Here is a 20,368-nt window from a genome sequence, read left to right as displayed (position 1 = left end):
CCCGCCGAGTGGCCGGCACCCGCGAATACGACCGCCGCACAGTACGCCGGTCGCTACATCAGCATCATCGCGCCGAACATCAACATCAGGAAACCCAGGAATCGGGAACCCATCACGCTCTCCCTCGCTGTCGACGACGGGCCGCTCGTGACCGCCGTACCGTTATTTACCGATGAACAACGGTACGTTGCCGGACGACACACACGGGGGCACGTATTCCCTGCACCAGTAAGCGGACACATCATCGCCGACGCGCGAGAGCCGGGCGCTACGGCAGTGCGGGACCGTTCACCGACCCGTTCGCTGCGCGGGTGCCGGCATTCAGGCAGCCAACCGGGCAGTCTGCCCGTCCGGTTCGGCGAGCGCCTGCTCACGCAGGGTCTTCAGGGTTTTGGCGAGAGTCCGGGATACCTGCATCTGCGAGATTCCGAGCCGTTCGGCGATCTGGTTCTGGGTCATCCCGCCGAAGAAACGCCAGACCAGCATCTGCCGCTCCCGGTGCGGCAGCTGCTCGATCAGCGGTCGTACCGCCATGGCGTCCTCGAGCAGCTCGTAGCAGGGTTCCTCGCTACCGAGCCGGGTGACCACGGCGGGCGGGGGCGTCTCGTCGTCGTGTTCGCGGACCGCCGCGTCCAGAGAGTTGCTGGTGTGCCCGTTCCCGGCAATGAGCGCCTGGGTGACCTCGGTCAGTTCGACGCCGAGTTCCGCGGCGATCTCCCGGGCCGTCGGCGTGCGCCCGAGCCGCTGGAACAGCTCCTCGGAGGCCGGGCCGATGCGCAGGTGCAGCTCCTTGGTGCCGCGCGGCACCCGCACGGCCCAGGTGTGATCGCGGAAATGCCGGCGGACTTCACCCATGATGGTGGGCACGGCGAAGGACAGGAACGAACTGCCCCGGCTCACATCGAAGCGGTCCACGGCCTGCACCAGTCCGACGCGGGCGATCTGCAGCAGATCGTCGAATGCTTCGCCGCGGCCGCTGAACCGGCGGGCGATATGTTCGGCCAACGGCAGGCCCAGATGCACTATTTCGGTGCGCAGCTCCTGTCGTTCCGGATCGCCGGGCGCCAGGCTTGCCAGTTTGTCGAACCACGGCTCGAGATTGTCGTAACTGTCACCACCGTGCACCCGCCCGGAACGTGCGTCGCGGCTAGCAGACTCGTCGAGCGTGGCTGCGGTCGTTTCGTTCATCGTGGGCTCCTCGGGTGTTCCCAATCGGCTCGCTGATCGGTGCGACTCCCTACAAGAACTACCCACACCGGTGTGATCGAAACGTGACCTACCCCGGCCGGTGCACCCCGCACGCTCCGGCCCCGGTCACTTCCGGGTGTGCCTTATGCCCCGAAAGAGGCTGGGACCACGCATTATTCGAGTGAGTGCCTACCAGGCATCGATATGCACGATGGAGTCCAGATCGGTACGGGTGGCCGGTTTGAAGTCCGTGCCCTTCGTATACGCGACCGGTAGCAACGCGCCCTGGGACACCTTGTCGTACGGAATTCCGAGGATCTCGGCCGCGTCCCGCTCGTATCGCAGATGCAGTGTGGTCCAGGAGGTCCCGAGTCCGCGGGAACGGGCGGCGAGACAGAAGCTCCAGGCGGCGGGGAACAAGGAGCCCCAGTACGAGGCACTCTGCGCACTGGCCGCGTTGTCGACCCGGCCCGCCAGGCACGGCACCACCAATACCGGTACCTCGCCCATCCGGTCGGCGAGATACCGGGCCGAATCCGCGATCCGGCGCCGGGACTCGTCGGCTTCGGCCTCCCCGGTGAGCTGGTTTCCGGGGAAATGCGGGGAGGCGGCGTATTCGTCGAAGGCCTTCCGGTACAGCTCCCCCAGTGCCGCGCGCTTCCCGGAATCGGTGACGACGACCCAGTGCCAGCCCTGCCGGTTGGATCCGCTCGGCGCCTGGACCGCCAGCTCGAGACATTCCTCGATGATCTCGAGGGGCACCTCACGTGCCAGATCCAGCCGTTTGCGGACCGCGCGTGTCGTGGACAGCAACTCGTCGGTGGTCAGCTCCAGTTCCCTCGGCACAGCAGGCTCCTTCGTCGCGGTACAGGACGGTCGGGACCGGCAGGGAACCCTGGCGGTCCCGGCGATCTCTGGCGAACATACTCCGGGTACAGGGGAACGGCATCCGGCCGGCGGCGGCTACGAATGGTGCCCGGCGTGCCGGATCTCGTCGCGCGGGGCGGCGAAACGAATGGTCTCCCAGACGATGAGCAGCACCAGCACCCCGCACAGGATCGCCAGGGCGGCGAGTGCGGGGAGGGCCGCGGCGAGCGGGATCAGGGCGAGCAGCACCACGATCGCGACGACACGGGATACGGTGACCTCCCCGGTGGCGTACGCCTTGCAGCCGACCAGGCCGATCAGGAAGAGCGCGGCACCACCGTAGAGCGCGAACAGCGGGATACCGTACAGCGCGTCGGTCAAGGTGTGGTGTGAACTGTCACCGACGTAGTACAGCACTTTCTTCAGGCCCAGCGAGAGCGCGATGATCCCGGCGATCATCGGGAAATGCCAGTAGGTGTAGCAGTTCCGGGCGATCTTGATCTGCCGTTCCCCATCCGCGGCGGCCAGGGCGTGTTCCACCGACAGCGCGGCGACGTCGAAATACGCCCACCACAGCAGTCCGGAGATCGCGAGACCCAGCAGGGAACCCACGATGATCGGCCACGAGATGGGCAGGGCGGCCACCCCGATCCCGATCGAGACGATGGATTCGCCGAGCGCCACGATGATGATGAGGCCGTATCGTTCGGAGAAATGCCGGGCCGAGTTCACCCGCCACCCGTTACCGGACAGCAAGGTCCAGGCCATATCGCCGGCCACCGCGGCGATCCACAGGACGATCTGCACCGTGCCCGAGGTCGTCGCGGCGACGACCAGCAGCGCCGTGCCGATGGTGATCGAACCCAGGCCCCAGCGGATCACCTGCGTCCGCAATTGCGGGTCTCCGGCACTGGCCAGCCAGAACATGATCAAGTGGACGAGCCGTGCCACCAGATACGCCAGGGCGAACACCAGCGGTCCCGACCAGCCACCCGGCAGGTCGTGGAAGGCCTCCGGAATGGTCAGCGCCGCGATGAACCCGGCACCCATGGCCGCGAACATCGCGATCCGGGCCAGGCCTTCGTCGGCGCGCACCACATTGCCCAGCCAGCTGTAGGCGATCCACACCCACCACATCACGGCCAGCACCAGCAGCGCCCGCAGCATGTTCACGGCGGACGTATCGTCGGCGGCCAGGTCGGTGACCTTGGTGAGCGCGAAGACCAGCACCAGATCGAAGAACAGTTCGAGCTGGGTGACCGCGGCCCCCTGGGCGACCGGCTGTAACCGCACGCGCTTGGCTCCACTCATGCGCCGAATCCTCGCACTCCGCGGCCACGAGCGCAGCTCCGCGAGCGCGTGCCATGTTTCGAATGCGGGAAATCGGACACGCGGTCGGTGGAGAACGCCGGGCCCCGGTCCGGTCGTCCGACGAGAAGGGAGCACAGATGAGCACCCGGGATACGATCGCACAGTTGCACCAGGACATCACCACGGCCGAGGACGCGGGGGACGAGGCCGAGGCGGCCCGGCTGCGCCGGGAACTGGAAACCGCCTTGCGGGAGGCGAAGGATCCGCGCGGATCCGCCGACGCCGAATAGGCCGGCCTGAGCCGTCCGGCAACCCACCGGGTGGGCCGCCGGGGCACCGGCGGCCCACCCGATGGGTCCGACCGACCGGAAACACCCTTGCACCTGGTGTTCCGCGAGTGCCCCGCTGGGCGACCACCGGCGCAGCACCTCCGGATATGATCTTGATCGGGTAACGGCGGCGAGGAGCGGCAGCATACGCCCACACCTCGCCGGACGATTCGCGAATCCTTCGCCACCCGTTCGTTCGATCAGTTTTTCGATGGAGGAATTGTCATGTCCAGACGCGCGCCCGTAACCGGTGTCCGCACCCTGCTCACCGGGTTCGTGATGGCCGGTTGTGCCGTACTCGCGCTGGCCGGGTGTTCCGGCGCCGAATCGGCCACCACCGCGAGTTCGCCGGCCACGTCCACGGTGCCCGGGCAGACCGGAACCGACGAAGGCGGCGATGTGTCCTTCGACGCCGAGATCGGTGACTGCGTATCGCTGTCCGGAACGATGATGGACGCCGAGATCGACCACGCCGCATGCGGCACGGAGAAGTCCAACTACAAGGTGGTCGCCAAGGCGCCGACCAAGGACGACTGCGCCGCCGATGTCGACCAGACCTACTACGTGACCCTGGGCGGTGAGGAGCAGGGCGCCCTGTGCCTAGATATCGATTGGGTCGTGGGCCAGTGCATCACGATTCCGATGGGCATGGACAGCCCCACGCACAGCCCGTGCACGCCGGGTAAGGCGGATACCGTCCAGGTGCTCGCGATCCTGCCCGGCACCACCGATTCGGCCGGCTGTCCCGAGCAGTCCACCAGCTACTACACCTACGAGGAACGCCAACTCGTCACCTGCGTCGCCGAGGTATAGCGGCGATCTGTGGCCTCGCCCCGCGGGACGGGGCCACAACACCCGGGACCCAACGGATTCCGGCTACGCGACCGGTTTTCGGCAACCCGGCGATTTCGACGCCGTACTCGGCGATGTTGCCTACGCTTTGGTAAGGGGCCGGGCCGGCAGAGTACGGGTCGAACGGCAGCTCTACCCGGTTACCCGCGTATGCCCGGGAGCGCGTATCCGGGACCGGGCCGGCACCACCCGTTGTGTCCGTGGCGCCGGTCCCGTCCGCACTAGCTCCTGGAGTCCGAATGGTTTCACCCACCCTCGCCGTCGCGGTGCTGGGCGACGGCCCGCACGCCGACCGGATCGCGGACCGGATCGGGGCCCGGGCCGATCTCACGGTGAACGCGCGGTTATGCCCGGATTCGCCGGTTCCGCCCGCGGGGACCCACTGCGTCGTCTATCTCCCGTCGTTTGCCGAAATCGCGGCGGACGCACCGCGGACCGTGGTACCGGACCTGCTGCGCCAGGGGTACGACGTGGTCTCGACAGCGCCGGTGAACGAGTACGCGCCGGATCCCGCGATCGCCGCCGCCTGCCGGGCCGGCGAGTCGGCCTTCCACGCGACCGGCGCCTTCCAGGCCACGATCCCGGCCCGGCTCATCCGATCGCTCGCCGAGGTCACCCGGGGCATCCGGGGCGTCGAACTCGTGGAGGAACTGGATTTCCCCGGAGCCGGTGTCTATCCCTGGGAAACACCGGCCGAACTGGGCTTGGGGACGGCCGATGCCGGTCTCGCGGCCCGGTCCGCGGCGCTGGTGGACGGCTACTACGCCGCCGGCCTCCGGGTGCTCGACGAGACGGTGTTCGGGGGCGCGGCCGCCGCCACCGCAACCCCGGACAGTTCGGTCGAGGTGGTCACCGATCGCGACGGCTCGGTCGGGAAAGTGGTGGTGGACCGCGATCTCGGGCCCGCCCTGAGCTACCGATCGGTGTGGTCGGCGGCTACCGCGAACCGGGCGCCGTTACGCTACCGGCTCACCACGACCACCGATTCGGCGAAGGGCACGGCCAACGTCCGCTTCAAATGCACCGAGGGTCTCCACCCCGCCGACCATCTCACCTGCAGCAATATCGTGGAGGCGATCCGCGCGGTGCACGAGCGGCGAGCGGGCCGGCCCGCCGGGATCGCCGGCTCACCCGTTCGGTGCCCGACGAACGCCTGAGCGGTTCGCTCACCTGCTCGGCGGTCAGGCGTCGAAGAGCAGGTAGAGCCCGGTGAAGGTGTAGCCGACCATGAGCAGCATGAGAGCGAGCTGTCCGGTGAGCCGATGAGCCGGCGGCAACAGGCGCAGGCAGCGGTCGTGCACTGCGGCGACGCCCAGGATATGGCCCGCCACCACGGCGGCCACCTTGATGGTTCCCAGGACTGCGGGATGTGCGGACAACACATAGGCGACCTCGCGGCCGGCGAGGCCGAACAGATTCCAGCCCACGCCGAACGGATCGGCGAACAGGATGACTGTCGCCTGTCCTTTCTCGGCCAGGAAGCTCAGATAGTGCGCGAGCACGTAGCCGGCGATGATCGGGGTCAGGGTATACGCGAGCCGGGTCGGTAGCCGGCGGCGCTCGGTGCGGGTGAGCCCACCGGTGGCCGCGGCGGCCAACCGGAAACTCACCCCGACGACGGCGATGAAGACGAACAGCCCGGCCGTATTCAGCAGTGTGCGGGTGAGCCCGTCGCCCGCGTCGGCGAGCAGGCCGCGCCACCAGGCGAACAGGGAGAAACTGTCGAACGCGGTGGACCCCAGCAGCGTTGCCGCGACCGCGACCGAACCTCGCCCCACGGGAGTGCCGGCCAGGTTCTCCAGCGGCGAGCGGAAGACGAGCGCGCCCTCGCGGCCACGGCCGAGCGGGCTGAGCCGGCCGAGCAGACTGCTGTAGACCTCCAGCGGGTCGGCGTGCTCGGCCCAGGTCGTGCCGAAGGCGATCAGCCCGAGGAGTGTGACCACCAGGTATCCGGCCCACCAGACCGTGACGGCCGCTACCGAACCGGGATCCGGCGAGGCCAATTCCAGCCAGACGAACGTGAACAACCCGGCGGCCGCCGGCCACCGGCCGAGCGCCCGCGGGTAGCGGAACAGGCCGGTGGCGGGAGTCCGGCCGGTGAGCCGGCACAGCAGGCGATGGCAGGCGCGCACCGGGGACGCCACCTTCCACACCGGGCCGGCAAGGAGTGAGATCACCGGGACCCCGACCCAGACAAACACGTACAGAACCCCGGGCACCGGGTTCGCGGCCGGATCGGCGGGGCCGAATACCCCGATGGCCACGATGAGCACTGCTGCGGTGACGCTGAGGGCGGCGACGACCGCCCGGACGAGCGGAGAATCCACGAGCGCCCGGATCCGGGCCGGTACCGGCTTCCCGGGCGCGGTGGGGTCCAGCCGGGGCTCGCGCCACGCGAAGGCCAGGACCGCGAAGGAGAAGGTGAGCGCCCAGGCCGCGCCGATGAGCGCGAAGGACAACGGGATCGGCAGGTCCGCGGCGCCGCCGATCCCGTGGGCGAGCAGGATCACGGGCGCACGAGCAGGGTCGCCACCGTGACCCCGGCGTGGTGCAGTTCGATATCCACCCGGCCCGGTACATCGACGGTGAACCGGAATCGCTGCCCCGCACCGACGGTGACGGTGAAGGTGTGTTCCGGGTTCGCGTGCACATGCAGTTCGTCGGTGCTGTCACTGTCGACGATCACCTCGACCGGCTGCCCCGCCCGTGCGTCGAGCCGGCTGTCCACCGGAGTCACCGCACCGCCGGCGATTCGCACCTCGATCCGCACGCTCCGCGCGGAATCCGGCGCGCCCGTAGCTGTTTCGGAGTGTTGCGGCCCGGACGGTTCCGGCGGTCCGGACGCCGCGCAACCGGCGGTGAACAGCGCGGCGGCGAGCACCGGGAGACAGAGACGCGAGACGGACATCAATTCTCCTCGTCGGTATCGGAACCGGATTCGCCGCGCTCCGGCGGCTCGTCGCCGCCGGCGCGCCGATCGCGCACCGCGATGACGAGTACGACCCCGGCGATGATGAAGGCGGGCAGGAAGGCGGGGATCGCCAGCAGCACCGAGTGATCGGCCAGGATGACGACCTCGTCGTACCGGTCGCTCATGACACGGGCGCCGGCTCCGCCGTGGGCACCCGCGAGGTGTGGGGATAGCGGTCGTTGATCCGGGCCGCGCCCCAGCACAGGGCGGCGATCAGGACCAGGCTGCAGAACAGGACCACCAGCGAGGCCGCCGCGAACAGCCAGGCGGGATGATCGAACGACCGTTCCCGCTGCAGCACGGTGATCTCGGAGACGAACGGGCGGGTGAACGAATCGGCCGCCGGGACTTCCTCGGCTCCGATACCGGGATCGGCGGCCATGAAGATCGGCAGCGCGGTCTGGGTCCGCCCGTCCTGCACCCGCAGGATCGTCTTCCAGGTGCCGTGCACCGGGACGGGTTTCGTCGATACGTAATGCCCTTCCCCGACGCGGTCCAACTGGTCCACCACCAGGCCCCGGCCGGGGCTGTCGCTACCCACTCCGCCCTGCCAGGCCAGGATCTGGACCCATTCCGGGTCGGCGCCGGCCAGTCCCGCGGGCTCGATGCGGATATCGGCTCGCACCATCCGGCCGCCGGCGGGTTCGGCATCGCGCAGTTGGACGGTGGCGCGGGCGTCCTGCGGGATATCGATCATCAGGCCGTTGGCGGTGGCCGCCGCGACCACGACCACCGCGGCGGTGACCAGGGTGCGGCGTACCGCGGGCCGCGGTAGTGGTTCGCCGAGCAGTACGGTGGCGAGCAGCGCACCGATCACTCCGCCCGCGATCCCGGTCGGGACGGCCATCGCCAGCAGTTCCGGCCACATCGCGGCGGGCCAGGGGTCGACGAATACTGCCCCCACCCACAGCGATTCGAGCCAGATCCCGGCCGTCGCGGCTACCAGGCCCGCCACGGCGCCCCACAGGAGCCGGCGGCGCTCGAGCGGCAGCAACGCCAGCAGTTCCACGACGACGGCGATCCCGAGGTACAGCGGGAAGACATTGCGCGGTGCCTCGATGATCGGCCCGCCCACCAGCCATGCCACCGCCAGGCGTACCGCGGCCGCGAACAGCGCGACGACCAGCGCGCTACCGGGGCCGAGGGTCAGCCGGGCACCGATCAGCGCGACCGTCGCCGCGGCCACGATGAGCATGGGCTGCAGGACGAGCCGGAACTGTTCCACACCGAAGTCGTATTCGACCTGGAACACCGACAAGCCGATGAGCAGGCCGCCGAACGCGAAGGCCCGCATCCACCACATGCGCCGGGGCCGGGACACATCCTCCCGCGGCCGGCTGCGTCGGCCTTCGAATTCCAGCAGCAGCACACCCACCAGGGAGAGCCCGGCGCCGCCGATCAGCATCAGATGCGTCGGCCCCCACAGCGTCACGTCCTGGCCGAAGATGCGATGCCAGATATCGTCGAGCGGGAAGCCGATGAGGGCGTACAGGCCGGCGCCGGCCAGCAGTATGCCGCCGACCGGTGCATACCAGGTACGGGTGATCCGCACCGCCGCCGGTCCGGGTTTCTCGTCCAGCGGCAGGACGATCGCCGACATTCCGGCGGTGAACAGGAAGAACAGCCCGGCGAGGATGAAGTAGTGGGCCGGATTGGCCAGCGGGCCCTCGTCACGGCCGTTGCCGATGTGCAGGCTCACATCCCAGATGAACCCGAGCAGCGCGGTGAGGATGGTGGCCAGGAACATCGTCAGCGGTAATGCCACCCAGCCGGGCTGGTCGAAGAGGCGGCCGAGCCGATCGGCCACGCGCTGTAGCCAGGTGATCCGCCGGGTCCGGTGCAGATAGCCCACCCACATCAGCCCCAAGGCGATCACTCCGGCGGAGCCGGTCATGATCGCGACCTGATCCAGGGCGGCGCCGCCACCTTCACCACCCTCGGCGGCCGATAATCCGATCATTTCGTACGCACCGTACGACACTGGACCTCCACACCAGCCGGGATATATGTTACGAAAAGTAGCACGAATCACTGCCGGAGACGATACGTTTCCGGCGCACCACAATTCGCAACGCGCGCAGGCTCGTTCGAGCCCCGGTCCGGGCGGCCCGGCCACCGCTCGCCACGGATTCACCGTCAGCGGCGCGGTCGAATCCGCTCGGGACCGGCACCCAGGCCGGACGGCCGCCGCCGGCGAGACAACGGGTCAGGAGAGCGTTCGTCACGCGACGGCGCCGGGACCGGACAGCTGCTCCGCCGCCGGTCCCGGCCGGTCGATCAATCGCGGAAGGCGTCCTTCACCTTCTCGCCGGCATCCTTCAGGTTGGATTTGACCTGATCGGCCTTGCCTTCGGCCTTCTTGTCCTCGTCGCCGGTGGCCTCACCGTACTTCTCCTTGGCCTGACCGGCGAGGTCCTCGGCCTTGTTGCTGAGCTTGTCGGTTCCGCTCACAGCCGGACTCCTCTCGTCGGGACGACCGGCCTGCCCTATCCGGCCGGTCTCCGGCACGGGTAACCAGCAGCCGACCGCCTAAACAGCCGCGCGGCGCGGAACAGGCCGCAGCCGGCCGCTTGCACTCGATGCGGCCGAGTGCTATAAGAAAATCTGCGTCACCTGACATAGGTTATCTCTTGGAGAAGTACTTGGTCATGACAGTTTCGCAATTGCCCGCAGCATCCACCCGAGACCGTGGCGATGCACTGCCCGAGGTGAATCCCGTGGTCTGGCCGGAACCGAGCCCGCTCGACGAGTGGTGGCACCGGATCATGCACGACGACCGGAAGGCGGGGTCGCGGTGAGCACACCCGCGCACGCCCGCACCGACACCACCCGGGCGCGTGATTCGTCCTCGTGGCGGACGGGAAGGGTGATCTGGTTCGACGCCCGCAAGGGGTTCGGATATCTACAGCCCGACGACGACATCGCCCCGGTATTCGTCGAATACCGCAGTATCGACGCCACCGGTTACCGCACGCTGTTCCCGGATCAACGGGTCGTTTTCACCAGTGCCGAGCGGGCGGGCGGCCCGGAAGCGGTCACCGTCCGCGCCTGCGACCCGCCGGGCACCTTCCACATCGAACCGGAACCGGAGCTGCCGATGTCGGCATAACGCCGGGTTCCGTCGTGCACCGGCATCGCTGCCGCTTCGCCGCGCGTGAGCGAGACGGTGCCGATACCGTGCGGCCATGGCGCACGCCGCGAATGTCCAGCAAGCTGGCGCGCGGCGGGCCTCACGGGTCGCGGTTCGTCCACCGAGAGCGGTGAAGAGGTACTGCTGTTACGCGGCGCCACGGTGCCGGCCGCGACGATCCCCATCGCGCGGTGTGCGCGGCGCTCGTGGGATCCGGCGGGTCGCGCTCGTTCCGCTGAACTCGCGCGGTACCCGAACGGTTCAGGCGGGATGGCCCGGTTCGAGGTCCGCGACGTGGTGGTAACGCAGGGCGGGGGTGCCGGGGCGCACGACCTCGCCCTCCTCGGGCTCCAGGACCAGCCCCACGTGATCACCGAAATCGTGCCGGGCGAGAACGCGACCGCAGAACCAGGCCGCCGCGGCGTCCAGCACGGGTACGCCGTATGGGCCGGTGCGCCACGAACAGTGCGCGAATTTGTCCATCTCGTCCCCGGTTTCACCGCCGAAGAGCGTCGCGAGCGGAGTATCGCCGGTCCCGGCGAGATGCACGGCGACGAACTCCGCATACCGAGCCAGGCGGTAGGTGTGGTTGGCCTTGGACAGGCAGATCAGGAACCGCGCGGGCTCGATCGCTACCTGGGAGGCGAACCCCACCAGGCATCCCGCGCGCTGCCCACCGGCCGCGACGGTAACCAGATAAATCGGCGCATCGGCGGCGGCCACCAGGGCGTCGAAGGCACCGTGGCGGTGCCCGGAGTTCTCCGGCATGTGCTGTGTATAGCAGGCGGCCGGGAATCGCCGGGCGATTCGGCCGGCGCGCGCCGGATCCCGCCCGCCGCCGGCCGCCATGGTGACCGATACGACCGTCGCTGCCACGCAGCCCGGAAGAACTTCCGGCAGTCCCGCGGCCGTTACGATGGCGTCCATGTTCTGCGACCGAATGCCGAAGCTGGCGGGCACTGTGGCGCGGCGGGGCCGGCCGGAGGAATTCCATGGCTTCCGGATCTGATTCCGAGGGGCTGCTCGTCCCCGCGGTCCTCGGGCGCGCGCACGAACAGGCCGAGGAACTGGCCGAGATCGCCGGCCGGACCGGACTGAAGGTGGCGGTGGCCGAATCACTGACCTCCGGCCAGCTCGCGGCGGCACTGGGCGCGGCGGGCAACTCCGGCGAATGGTTCCGTGGGGCGGTGGTGGCCTACAGCCGGACGGTCAAACATCATGTGCTCGGTGTCCCCGAGGGCCCGGTGGTCTCCGAGGCGGCGGCCGCCGCGATGGCCGAGGGAGTCGCGACACTGATGGAGGCCACACTGGCCGTCGGCGTCACCGGAGCGGGCGGACCCGACCCGCAGGACGGGCACGAACCCGGTTCCGTCTGGTTCGCCGTTTCGGCCGGCGGGACGGTGCAGACCGACCATCGCCATTTCCCCGGTGAACCCGCCGAAATCCTCGATCAGGTCGTGGTCCACGCGGTCGGCCTGCTGCTCGCCGGAGCACGGCGACTCGCTACCTGAGCATGCGGCCCGCCGCCTCGACAGCCGGGCCCGAACTGCCCGCGTCGGCGACGAACACCGCGAAGGCGAGATCGCCGCGGATCCCGACGAACCAGCCGTGGGCATGGGTGTTGTCACCGTATTCGGCGGTCCCGGTCTTCCCGAGCAGGCCGTCGATATCGGCCAGTTGGGTGGCGGTGCCTGCGGTGACCGTTTCCCGCATCATCGTTTTCAGCTGGTCGGTCACGGCGGCGGGCAGCGGTTGCGGGCTGCGATCGGGTTTCCCCGGTTCACCGTCGACCAGGACCGGGGCCGGGGTGGTGCCGTGCGCGATGGAGGCCGCCACCAGCGCCATCCCGAACGGTGACGCCGTCACCTGCCCCTGCCCGATACTCGACTCCACGCGTTGCGCCGGCGTCTGCGAGATCGGCACACTGCCCGTCACCGTGGTGACGCCGGGCGTCACGTAGTCGACGCCGAGTCCGAGGCGTTCGGCGGTGGTGGTGAGCGCTTCCGGCGGCAGCCGGACGGCGAGCCCGGCCATGGTGGTGTTGCAGGAGCGGGCGAAGGCGGTGTGCAGCGGTACCGGGCCGAGATCGAAATTGTCGTCGTTGGGGATGCGGCGGCCCTCGATATCGGCGACGCCGGGGCAGGGCAGCACGGTATCGGGGCCGGCCAGGCCGTTGTCGAGCACTGCGGCGGTGGTCACCGTCTTGAAGGTCGAACCCGGTGGGTACAGGCCGGTGAACGCGATCGGCCCTTCGGCGTCGGCGGCCGCGTTCTGGCCGGCGGCCACGATCGCCCCGGTGGACGGGCGCAGGGCGACGATCGCCGCCGGGGTACCGATCGGGTCGAGCGCGGTTTCCGCGGCGCGCTGCAGGTCTGTATCGATGGTGGTGCGGATATCGGCGGTCTGCCCGGGGTCCCGGCCGGCGATCCGGGTCGTGCCCTGCGGGGTCCGCGCCTGCACCGTCCAGCCCGCCGCCGCGTCGGCCTGGTCCTGCCACAGCCCGGCCAGGCCGGACATGGTCTGCGCCGACAGGGTGCGATCGGTGGTGAGCAGCCGTTTCTGCGGGGACAGGGTGACGCCGCGGGTGGCGGCGAGCGCCGCGCGGATCGGCGCGATATCGGTCTCGCGCAGGCTGATCGCGGTCACCGGCCCGCCCTGCGCGGCGGCGAGGTCGGCGTCCAGTGAGGCCGCGGTGATCCCCGGTGCCAGCGGGGCGAGCAGCCCGGCCACCGCCGTGGTGTCCGCGCCGGGCGCGAGCTGGACCAGCGTCACCACCTGTTCGGACAACAGTTCCCCGCCCGCGGCGTCGAGCACTCGCGCGGGCTCCGGATACACCGGGGTATAGGTCAGCTCACCCTGGTCCAGGCCAGGAGCGAGAGTCGCGGGGTGCCATCGGATGCGATGGCCCGCATCGGTCTCCACGGCGGTGCCGGTGCTGGTGTACTTCCATTCCGCCCGACCCTGCGCGCCCAGCTTCCAGGTGGCCTCGAGGGTGAAGGTATCGTCCTCGACCCCGGCGACGGTATAGGTGACCTCCTTACCGAGGCCGTCGTACAGCGCTCCGATGCTCTCCCCCGCACGGGCGGGATCGTCGGTGAGCGCGGCCGCGGCGGCGATATCGTCGCGGTTGAGGGCGTCGGTGAAAGCGCCGGCCGTGGTCTCGGGCTCGGGCGGCCCGGAGGAACAGCCGGCCAGGGCCAGACCGAGGATCGTCAGCAGTACGAGGACTTTCCGATCGATTCGCATCACCCGCGACTGTATCGACCCCGCCTGGGCGCGCACTGCCCCGCCCGCGGCGTGGTGCCCGGCGGCCGCGCAACGGCACCACCGGCGAGCCCGGTACCGCCGGTCCGCGCCGGACCGGCGTCTACCCTCGTTGCATGCCCGCCCCACTGCCTACCGTCACCCGGCTGCGGCCGTTCGCAGCGACCGTTTTCGCCGAGATGACCGAACTCGCCGTACGCCACCGGGCGATCAACCTCGGGCAGGGTTTCCCGGACACCGACGGTCCCGCGGCCATGCTCGAGGTGGCCCGCGCGGCCATCGCCGACGGCGGCAACCAGTATCCGCCCGGGCGCGGTATGCCGGTGTTGCGGCAGGCGATCGCGGCCGATCGCGCCCGCCGCTACGGCACCCACTACGACCCCGGCAGCGAGGTGCTGGTGACCGTCGGCGCCACCGAGGCGATCAGTGCCGCCGTGCTGGGGCTGGTCGAACCGGGTGCGGAGGTCGTGCTGGTCGAACCCTTCTACGATTCCTACCCGGCCGCGGTGGCGCTGGCGGGAGCGCACCGGCGCACCGCCCGGCTCACCGCCGCGGGCGACGGGTTCGTCCTCGACCACGACAGCCTCCGGGCGGCGATCACCACCGCCACCCGGATGCTGATCCTGAATTCCCCGCACAACCCCACCGGCACGGTCCTGGGTCGCTCGGATCTGGCCGCGATCGCCGAGATCGCGTGCGAACACGATCTGCTGGTACTGACCGACGAGGTGTACGAGCATCTCGTCTACGACGGCGCCGAGCACATCAGTATCGCGACCCTGCCCGGGATGGCCGAACGGACGCTGGTCGTCTCGAGTGCCGCGAAAACGTTCAGTGTCACCGGCTGGAAGATCGGCTGGGTATGCGGGCCGGCCGCCCTGATCGACGGTGTGCTGGCCGCCAAACAGTTCCTCACCTTCGTCGGCGGCGGCCCGTTCCAGCCCGCGGTCGCCCACGCGCTCACCGAGGAGCTCGGCTGGGTGGCGCGGCAGCGCGAAGCGCTGGCAGCACAGCGACTGCATCTGTCCGCCGCACTTGCCGAGACCGGGTTCGGGGTGCACCCCAGCGCCGGAAGCTATTTCGTCTGCGCCGATATCCGCCCGCTCGGCCTGACCGACGGTATCTCGTTCTGCCGCGGACTACCCGGACGGCTCGGCGTGGCCGCCGTACCGGTGAGTGTTTTCACCGACGACCCCGGCCCGTGGCAGCACCTCGTCCGGTTCGCGTTCTGCAAACGCCCCGAAACACTCGACGAAGCGGTACGCCGGCTCACGGCCGCGGGCTAGCGCCCGGCTCACTGCCCTGCGGGTGCACGGGGACGTCGTCGTCCCAAGGCTGCCGGACGACCATATCCGCGACCCGCACGTACCCGCGTTCGAATTCCCCTGTCGCGGCGTCCACCAGGCGATAGTTCTGCCGCTGCCGGTGGATGGGCTGGGCATCCAGCAGCACCACCCGCACCTCACCGGGCTCGAAGCCGCAGCGTTGCTGCAGGGCGGCGATCAATTGCTCGTTGTGCAGATGGCCGTCACCGAAATTCCAGCCCAGCGCGGTGGAGCAGATGCGTTCCCCGTCGGTGAGCACGTAATCGGCTTCGTTCTGCCCGGCCATCGCCCGATGTGCCAGGGTGAACAGCGCCTTGCCGTGGGTGTTGAACGCACGGAAGGCGTATCCGAGATACAGCGGGATCTGCGCCGCTTCCCGGCTGCCGTAGTAACGCTCGAGCTGCGCGGCGGGCATGGCGGCCACGGCGGTGATCCCGGCGCGGATCTTGGCGTCGGCCGACGGCTTGATACACCACAGGCCGGTGTCCCAGTTTCCGGCGTAGTACCGCATGCCGGGCAGGAAGGATACCTTGCGCGGGAACAGGTTCCCGATGGCGACCGTCCCCGCGAGCACCATGAACAGCAGCACCACCGGCAGTGGATTGCCCAGATCGCCGAGACCGACGTCGGCGTGCGCGACGAACAGCGTCAGCACACCGAAGATCATGAAAACGTTCCACTCGAGCGGCACACCCATCGGGATCGAGGTGAGGATCACCAGATGGAAGCAGATCAGCGCGGTGGCGGCGATCGCCGTGGGAAGCCCGCCGTGGCTGAACAGCAGGACGACCCCGGCGAACATCTCGACGACCGTACCGCCGTGCGCGAACAGCCGGGACAAGCGGCCCGGCCGCAGATCGTCGGGGAACCGCTCGAAGAACAGGCGTTTGAGCGCCCGGGGGCGGACCACCGGACTGTTGGACATCATGGTGGACACCACGAACGGAAAATGCTTGTTCAGCTTCGACACCGCCGCGCCCACCCAGATGACGACGAACACCACCTTGGCGGCGACGATCGTGTCCACGCCGCCGAACAGGAAGGTCACCGCGAACGCGCCGTACACCTCACCGCGCGCCGCCAGGAAAATGGTTTTGTCGCGCAGCCCGAGCACCGCCAGCAAGCCGAGGACCGCGGCGATCTCCCACACCGGTAGCAGCCCTACCTGCGAATCGATTTCGGGCACCGGCCCGGCGCCGTCGGAGAGCAGCGCGACCAGCAGCATGATCAGCAAGGCCGCATACAGCACCGCGTCGAACGGTGTGCGGGCCGTACCGCGGGTCAGCGGTATCCGGCCCGGCCACGGTGGCAGCCGGATCGTGCCGGGCCGCAGCCAGTACAGGATCGAGCCCATCGGCGGGAAGAAGCGGTTGTTCAACGGCCCGAAACCGCAGCCCAGGCCGACCACTTCGAACAACATGGTGAACAGCACGACCTTCTGGAAGACGATCGGCTCCGACCACCACGATCCCACCGCCGTGAACCCGTCGATTCCCGCGGTGGTCAGCGCGAACAGCATGCCGCCCAGAATGTAGAGCGCGATCTTGACCACGTAGAACAGATGCAACACCGGCGGGGTGCCGAAGCCGACCTCGGCCCAGTGCCGGGCCATCGGCCGGATCTTCTCCGCCCTGCTACCGCGGCTCCATTCGTCCAAATCCACCACCGGAAGCTCCGGCCGGAGGATGCCGAACAACCGATCCGTTGTACCCACTGCGCGCCGCCCGATCCTTCTCGTTCAATCACGTGATTGAAAAAGGTACTACGGACGGGCAGCGATGTGCTGCCTTTCGATCGAATCCCACCTCCGCGACGCCCGCGCGGCACGATCGGCCGCCCAGCGGCCCACCGGCACCGGCGCCGTGCGAACATTCGGACCCACCGTCCGCACGGCGCCGACCCGGCGAGCACGCCGGGCGCCGTGCCGTGCGGTCGCCGCGGAGGTCTACTCGACGAGCCCCTCGCCCTTCAGCCAGTCGTAGGCGACGTCGGCGGGATCCTCGCCGTCGATATCGACGCGGCCGTTGAGTTCCTGCATCAGGTCGTCGGTCAGGCGTTCGGAGATCGTCCCGAGCAGTGCGCGCAGTTGCGGATAGCGCTCGATGATCTCGCCGCGTACCACCGCGGTACCGCTGTAGGGCAGGAAGAACTTCCTGTCGTCGGTGAGGACCACCAGGTTCAGGTTCTTCACCCGGCCGTCGGTCGTATAGATCATCCCGAAATTGCAGGGGGCGCCCTGGGCCGTCGCCGTATAGACCACGCCGGAGTCCATCCGGGTGACATTGGCGGCCGGAACGCCGTTCGGGGCGTTGTAGGGGATTCCGTATTTCTCCAGCATCGGCAGGAAACCGTCGGAGCGGCTGAAGAATTCGTCGTCGACGCAGAAGGTGCGCTCGGCGACCGGCAGCGCGGCCACCTCCGACAGGGAACGCACCCCCAGACGTTCGGCGGTCGGGGTGGCCGCCCCGAACGCGTAGGTGTCGTTGAAGTTGGCCGGCGGCAGCCACTCCAGGTCGTATTCGCTCTTCTCGATATCGTGGACGCGCTGCCACAACTCCTGCGGATCGGCGATGGTCTCGGTGCGATTGTGGTAGTTCACCCAGCCGGTGCCGGTGTACTCCCAGAGCACATCGGCATCGCCGTTGAGTTGCGCCTGACGCGACGACGCCGATCCGGGCGCGCCGGTGAGATCGCTGACCTCCGCACCCGCCGCCGCCAGATAGGTCGCGGTGATCTTGCCCAGCAGTACGCCCTCGGTGAAGCTCTTGGAGGTGACGGTGATACGCGCGCCGTCCAGCGGGCGCGCGCCGTCCGGCAGGGTCGCATCGTGGAACGTCCCGGACGAACTCACCAGACCGCAACCGGCGAGGACGAGCACGAGTACGAGCGCGCCGGCCAGGGCGGCCGGCCGGGTTCGGGGCGCTGTCATGAGATGCCTCGCGGAGTCGCGGCCAGTTCGACGAGCCGGCCCAGCCAGTCGATGATCAATGCCAGCAGCGCGACCAGGATCGCGCCGGAGACGAGCAGTTTCGGCAGGAACAGGGTGACCCCGGTGGTGATCAGGGTCCCGAGGCTGGTGGCGCCGATGAAAGTACTGAGGGTCGCGGTGCCGACCAGGATCACCAGCGCGGTGCGTACTCCGTTGAGGATCACCGGTACGGCCAGCGGCAGTTCCACCTGGACCAGCGTGCGGGCGCCCGAGAAACCGATTCCGCGCGACGCCTCGATCGTGCGCTGATCCACCTGCCGCAACCCCACGATCGTGTTCTGCAGGATCGGCAGCACCGCGTACACGACCAGGCCCACGATCGCCGTGCGGAACCCGGTGCCCAGCCAGAAGGTGAACAGGACGAGCAGGCCGACCGCGGGCGCGGCCTGGCCGATATTGGCGATATTGACCGCGAGGGGCTCGAATCGCCGCAACGCGGGCCGAGTGAGCGCGATACCCAGCGGGATCGCGATCACCACCACTATCACCGTGGCCGTCACGGTGAGCTTGACGTGCTCCAGGATGGTGGTCTGCAGGTTTGCCCAGCTCAGCGACGCCTGCTCGGTCGGCGTGAAGGTCGTCGACCGGTACCACAGGATGTATCCGGCACCGAGGACGAGAATGATGAGCGGTTCGAACCAGACATCCAGCGGGACACGGCGCAGCCGGTTCATGACGCCCCGGCCGAACCGCTGTCGTCACCACCGGATTCTCCGGAATCGGCCGGTTTCGCCGCCGCCGCGCCCCCGGGCGCCCGGTTCACCGCGGACGACGCACTACTCGCCGGATCCTGCGCGCCGGGTTCCCCGCCGCCGGCCGCGGCGGGCGGCTCCGCGCCGGGCTCGGCCGGCGGTTCGTCGGCGGCGACCACCGGGGTCGGCGCCGGATCCGTACCGTCGACATAGGTGGTGTAGGAAACCTGGGGCTCCTCCTCGCGCACCTCGGCGAGTTTGTCCCGGATCACGTCGGTCACCGACCCGATGCGCAACGAGCCCACGACCGCGCCGCGGCCGTCGGTGACGAGGGCGGCGCCCTGGCTGGTCGCGAGCATGGCGTCCAGCGCGTCGTTGAGGGTCGAGGACCGCGCCACCACCGGCAGCCGCCGGTCGAGGAAGTCGGAGACCTCGGGTTTGGTCGCGAGTTCGGCGAGCGTCGGCCACGACCGCGGCCGTCCCGCCTCGTCGACGACGACCACCCAGGTGTGCCCGGCGGCCCGCGCGCGTTCGATCACGGCGGGGGCCGGTTCCCCGACCCGGGCGGTGACCACCTCATCGGTGTCGATATCGCGTACCCGGGACACCGTCAGGTAGGCGAGTTTCGCGCCGGAGCCGACGAATTCCTCCACGAACGGGGTCGCCGGATCGGTGAGGATTTCCTCCGGGGTCGCGTACTGCTCGATATGCCCGCCCTCGGACAGGATCAGCACCCGGTCGCCGAGTTTGGTCGCCTCCTCGAAATCGTGGGTGACGACCACGATGGTCTTGCCGAGTTCGTGCTGGATGGCGAGCAGGCTGTCCTGGAGCCGGGCCCGGGTGATCGGATCGACCGCGCCGAACGGTTCGTCCATCAGCAGCACCGGCGGATCGGCCGCCAGGGCACGCGCCACCCCGACCCGCTGCTGCTGGCCGCCGGACATATCCTTCGGCAGTCGGCCGGCGAATTCCGCCGGATCGAGACCGACCAGATCGAGCAGGTACTCGGTGCGTTCGGCGATCCGTTTCTTGTCCCAGCCCAGGACCCGCGGGATCGCGCCGACGTTCTTGGCGACGGTCCAGTGCGGGAACAGCCCGCCGGATTGGATGACGTAGCCGATCGATTGCCGCAGTTTGTCCGGGTCCTCCCGGGTGACATCACGGTCACCGATGAGGATCCGGCCCTCGGTGGGCTCGATCAGCCGGTTGATCATTTTCAGCGTGGTCGTCTTCCCGCACCCCGACGGCCCGACGAACGCGACGATCTCGCCGGCCCCTATCTCCAGGTCGAGGCGGGCCACCGCGGGGGTCTCCTGGCCTTTGTAGCGTTTGACCACCGAATCCAGGGTGATCGACGCACCGGTCACCGCCCGATCCGTCGTCCCCGGGGCGGCCCGCCTGGTCACAGCCTCGGTCAAGGCGCCTCCTTCGGAGCGAGTTCGTGCGGTCT

20 protein-coding genes and 1 pseudogene are annotated in these 20,368 nt (G+C 69.2%); 7 read left to right on the top strand and 14 right to left on the bottom strand.

From position 1 onward, the window contains the following. Positions 1 to 321: 321 nt before the first annotated feature. From ACQEVO_RS11835 to ACQEVO_RS11825, 3 genes are all read right to left on the bottom strand, one after another. On the bottom strand, positions 322 to 1,188 hold the full coding sequence (locus tag ACQEVO_RS11835) for an RNA polymerase sigma factor SigF (protein WP_432912144.1): 867 nt from the start codon (positions 1,186 to 1,188) through the stop codon (positions 322 to 324). 189 nt (positions 1,189 to 1,377) lie between these two features. Then, entirely contained in the window at positions 1,378 to 2,034 is a 657-nt protein-coding gene (locus ACQEVO_RS11830; RefSeq protein WP_432912142.1) for a nitroreductase family protein, read from the bottom strand. A 117-nt stretch (positions 2,035 to 2,151) separates the two neighbouring features. Next, on the bottom strand, positions 2,152 to 3,366 hold the full coding sequence (locus tag ACQEVO_RS11825) for a low temperature requirement protein A (RefSeq protein WP_432912140.1): 1,215 nt from the start codon (positions 3,364 to 3,366) through the stop codon (positions 2,152 to 2,154). Positions 3,367 to 3,503: 137 nt separating this feature from the next. Here ACQEVO_RS11825 and ACQEVO_RS11820 point away from each other — a divergent pair, with 137 nt between their 5' ends. The 3 genes from ACQEVO_RS11820 (at position 3,504) to ACQEVO_RS11810 (ending at position 5,704) form a co-directional block, all read left to right on the top strand. Then, entirely contained in the window at positions 3,504 to 3,656 is a 153-nt protein-coding gene (locus ACQEVO_RS11820; protein ID WP_432912138.1) for a hypothetical protein, read from the top strand. 264 nt (positions 3,657 to 3,920) lie between these two features. Beyond that, positions 3,921 to 4,508, top strand: coding sequence for an LppU family putative lipoprotein (gene lppU / locus ACQEVO_RS11815; RefSeq protein WP_432912136.1), 588 nt, complete (start codon positions 3,921 to 3,923; stop codon positions 4,506 to 4,508). A gap of 278 nt (positions 4,509 to 4,786) precedes the next feature. Then, the gene (locus tag ACQEVO_RS11810) at positions 4,787 to 5,704 is read left to right on the top strand and encodes a hypothetical protein (protein WP_432912134.1); all 918 of its coding nucleotides are present in this window, start codon (positions 4,787 to 4,789) and stop codon (positions 5,702 to 5,704) included. Positions 5,705 to 5,728: 24 nt separating this feature from the next. On the opposite strand, the gene ACQEVO_RS11805 is transcribed toward ACQEVO_RS11810, so the two are convergent. The 5 genes from ACQEVO_RS11805 to ACQEVO_RS11785 form a co-directional block, all read right to left on the bottom strand. Continuing rightward, a complete protein-coding gene (locus ACQEVO_RS11805; RefSeq protein WP_432912131.1) occupies positions 5,729 to 7,057 on the bottom strand; it encodes a hypothetical protein in 1,329 nt (442 codons plus the stop codon). After that, positions 7,054 to 7,455 (bottom strand): hypothetical protein, encoded by a 402-nt coding sequence (locus ACQEVO_RS11800; protein WP_432912129.1) that lies wholly within the window; start codon positions 7,453 to 7,455, stop codon positions 7,054 to 7,056. Before ACQEVO_RS11800 ends, ACQEVO_RS11805 begins: the two co-directional genes overlap by 4 nt. Next, positions 7,455 to 7,643 carry a hypothetical protein gene (locus ACQEVO_RS11795; protein WP_432912127.1) on the bottom strand — a complete coding sequence of 63 codons (189 nt, stop codon included), beginning with the start codon at positions 7,641 to 7,643 and terminating at the stop codon, positions 7,455 to 7,457. The genes ACQEVO_RS11800 and ACQEVO_RS11795 overlap by 1 nt, the downstream gene beginning before the upstream one ends. Continuing rightward, on the bottom strand, positions 7,640 to 9,478 hold the full coding sequence (locus ACQEVO_RS11790) for a hypothetical protein (protein WP_432912124.1): 1,839 nt from the start codon (positions 9,476 to 9,478) through the stop codon (positions 7,640 to 7,642). The genes ACQEVO_RS11795 and ACQEVO_RS11790 overlap by 4 nt, the downstream gene beginning before the upstream one ends. Before the next feature lie 317 nt (positions 9,479 to 9,795). Continuing rightward, positions 9,796 to 9,969 carry a CsbD family protein gene (locus ACQEVO_RS11785; protein ID WP_432912122.1) on the bottom strand — a complete coding sequence of 58 codons (174 nt, stop codon included), beginning with the start codon at positions 9,967 to 9,969 and terminating at the stop codon, positions 9,796 to 9,798. 197 nt (positions 9,970 to 10,166) lie between these two features. Between ACQEVO_RS11785 and ACQEVO_RS11780 the strand changes: the two genes are divergently transcribed. Together ACQEVO_RS11780 and ACQEVO_RS11775 are read left to right on the top strand one after the other, a co-directional pair. Then, a complete protein-coding gene (locus ACQEVO_RS11780; protein WP_432912119.1) occupies positions 10,167 to 10,316 on the top strand; it encodes a hypothetical protein in 150 nt (49 codons plus the stop codon). A 68-nt stretch (positions 10,317 to 10,384) separates the two neighbouring features. Next, positions 10,385 to 10,567: pseudogene (locus ACQEVO_RS11775) on the top strand (cold shock domain-containing protein); the annotation flags it as partial. A 342-nt stretch (positions 10,568 to 10,909) separates the two neighbouring features. On the opposite strand, the gene ACQEVO_RS11770 reads toward ACQEVO_RS11775, so the two are convergent. Continuing rightward, the gene (locus ACQEVO_RS11770) at positions 10,910 to 11,575 is read right to left on the bottom strand and encodes a flavin reductase family protein (RefSeq protein ID WP_432912116.1); all 666 of its coding nucleotides are present in this window, start codon (positions 11,573 to 11,575) and stop codon (positions 10,910 to 10,912) included. 65 nt (positions 11,576 to 11,640) lie between these two features. Here ACQEVO_RS11770 and ACQEVO_RS11765 point away from each other — a divergent pair, with 65 nt between their 5' ends. After that, positions 11,641 to 12,159 carry a CinA family protein gene (locus ACQEVO_RS11765; RefSeq protein ID WP_432912113.1) on the top strand — a complete coding sequence of 173 codons (519 nt, stop codon included), beginning with the start codon at positions 11,641 to 11,643 and terminating at the stop codon, positions 12,157 to 12,159. Here the strand turns inward: ACQEVO_RS11765 and ACQEVO_RS11760 are convergent. After that, positions 12,152 to 13,894 carry a penicillin-binding transpeptidase domain-containing protein gene (locus ACQEVO_RS11760; protein ID WP_432912111.1) on the bottom strand — a complete coding sequence of 581 codons (1,743 nt, stop codon included), beginning with the start codon at positions 13,892 to 13,894 and terminating at the stop codon, positions 12,152 to 12,154. The two genes, ACQEVO_RS11765 and ACQEVO_RS11760, sit on opposite strands and share 8 nt — an antisense overlap. Before the next feature lie 134 nt (positions 13,895 to 14,028). On the opposite strand from ACQEVO_RS11760, the gene ACQEVO_RS11755 reads away from it, so the two are divergent. Continuing rightward, the gene (locus ACQEVO_RS11755) at positions 14,029 to 15,198 is read left to right on the top strand and encodes a pyridoxal phosphate-dependent aminotransferase (protein WP_432912109.1); all 1,170 of its coding nucleotides are present in this window, start codon (positions 14,029 to 14,031) and stop codon (positions 15,196 to 15,198) included. Here the strand turns inward: ACQEVO_RS11755 and ACQEVO_RS11750 are convergent. From ACQEVO_RS11750 to ACQEVO_RS11735, 4 genes are all read right to left on the bottom strand, one after another. Further along, positions 15,182 to 16,951 (bottom strand): DUF3556 domain-containing protein, encoded by a 1,770-nt coding sequence (locus ACQEVO_RS11750; RefSeq protein ID WP_432912107.1) that lies wholly within the window; start codon positions 16,949 to 16,951, stop codon positions 15,182 to 15,184. The genes ACQEVO_RS11755 and ACQEVO_RS11750 overlap by 17 nt on opposite strands. A gap of 231 nt (positions 16,952 to 17,182) precedes the next feature. Then, entirely contained in the window at positions 17,183 to 18,166 is a 984-nt protein-coding gene (locus ACQEVO_RS11745) for a glycine betaine ABC transporter substrate-binding protein (RefSeq protein WP_432912104.1), read from the bottom strand. Next, a complete protein-coding gene (locus ACQEVO_RS11740) occupies positions 18,163 to 18,900 on the bottom strand; it encodes an ABC transporter permease (RefSeq protein ID WP_432912102.1) in 738 nt (245 codons plus the stop codon). The genes ACQEVO_RS11745 and ACQEVO_RS11740 overlap by 4 nt, the downstream gene beginning before the upstream one ends. After that, the gene (locus ACQEVO_RS11735; protein ID WP_432912100.1) at positions 18,897 to 20,336 is read right to left on the bottom strand and encodes an ATP-binding cassette domain-containing protein; all 1,440 of its coding nucleotides are present in this window, start codon (positions 20,334 to 20,336) and stop codon (positions 18,897 to 18,899) included. The genes ACQEVO_RS11740 and ACQEVO_RS11735 overlap by 4 nt, the downstream gene beginning before the upstream one ends. Positions 20,337 to 20,368 lie beyond the last annotated feature (32 nt).

This window comes from Nocardia sp. CA-290969 (assembly GCF_050936135.1).
Classification (GTDB): Bacteria; Actinomycetota; Actinomycetes; order Mycobacteriales; family Mycobacteriaceae; genus Nocardia.
Note: the sequence above shows the minus strand (reverse complement) of the source record. Positions and strands in the feature narration are given on the sequence as shown.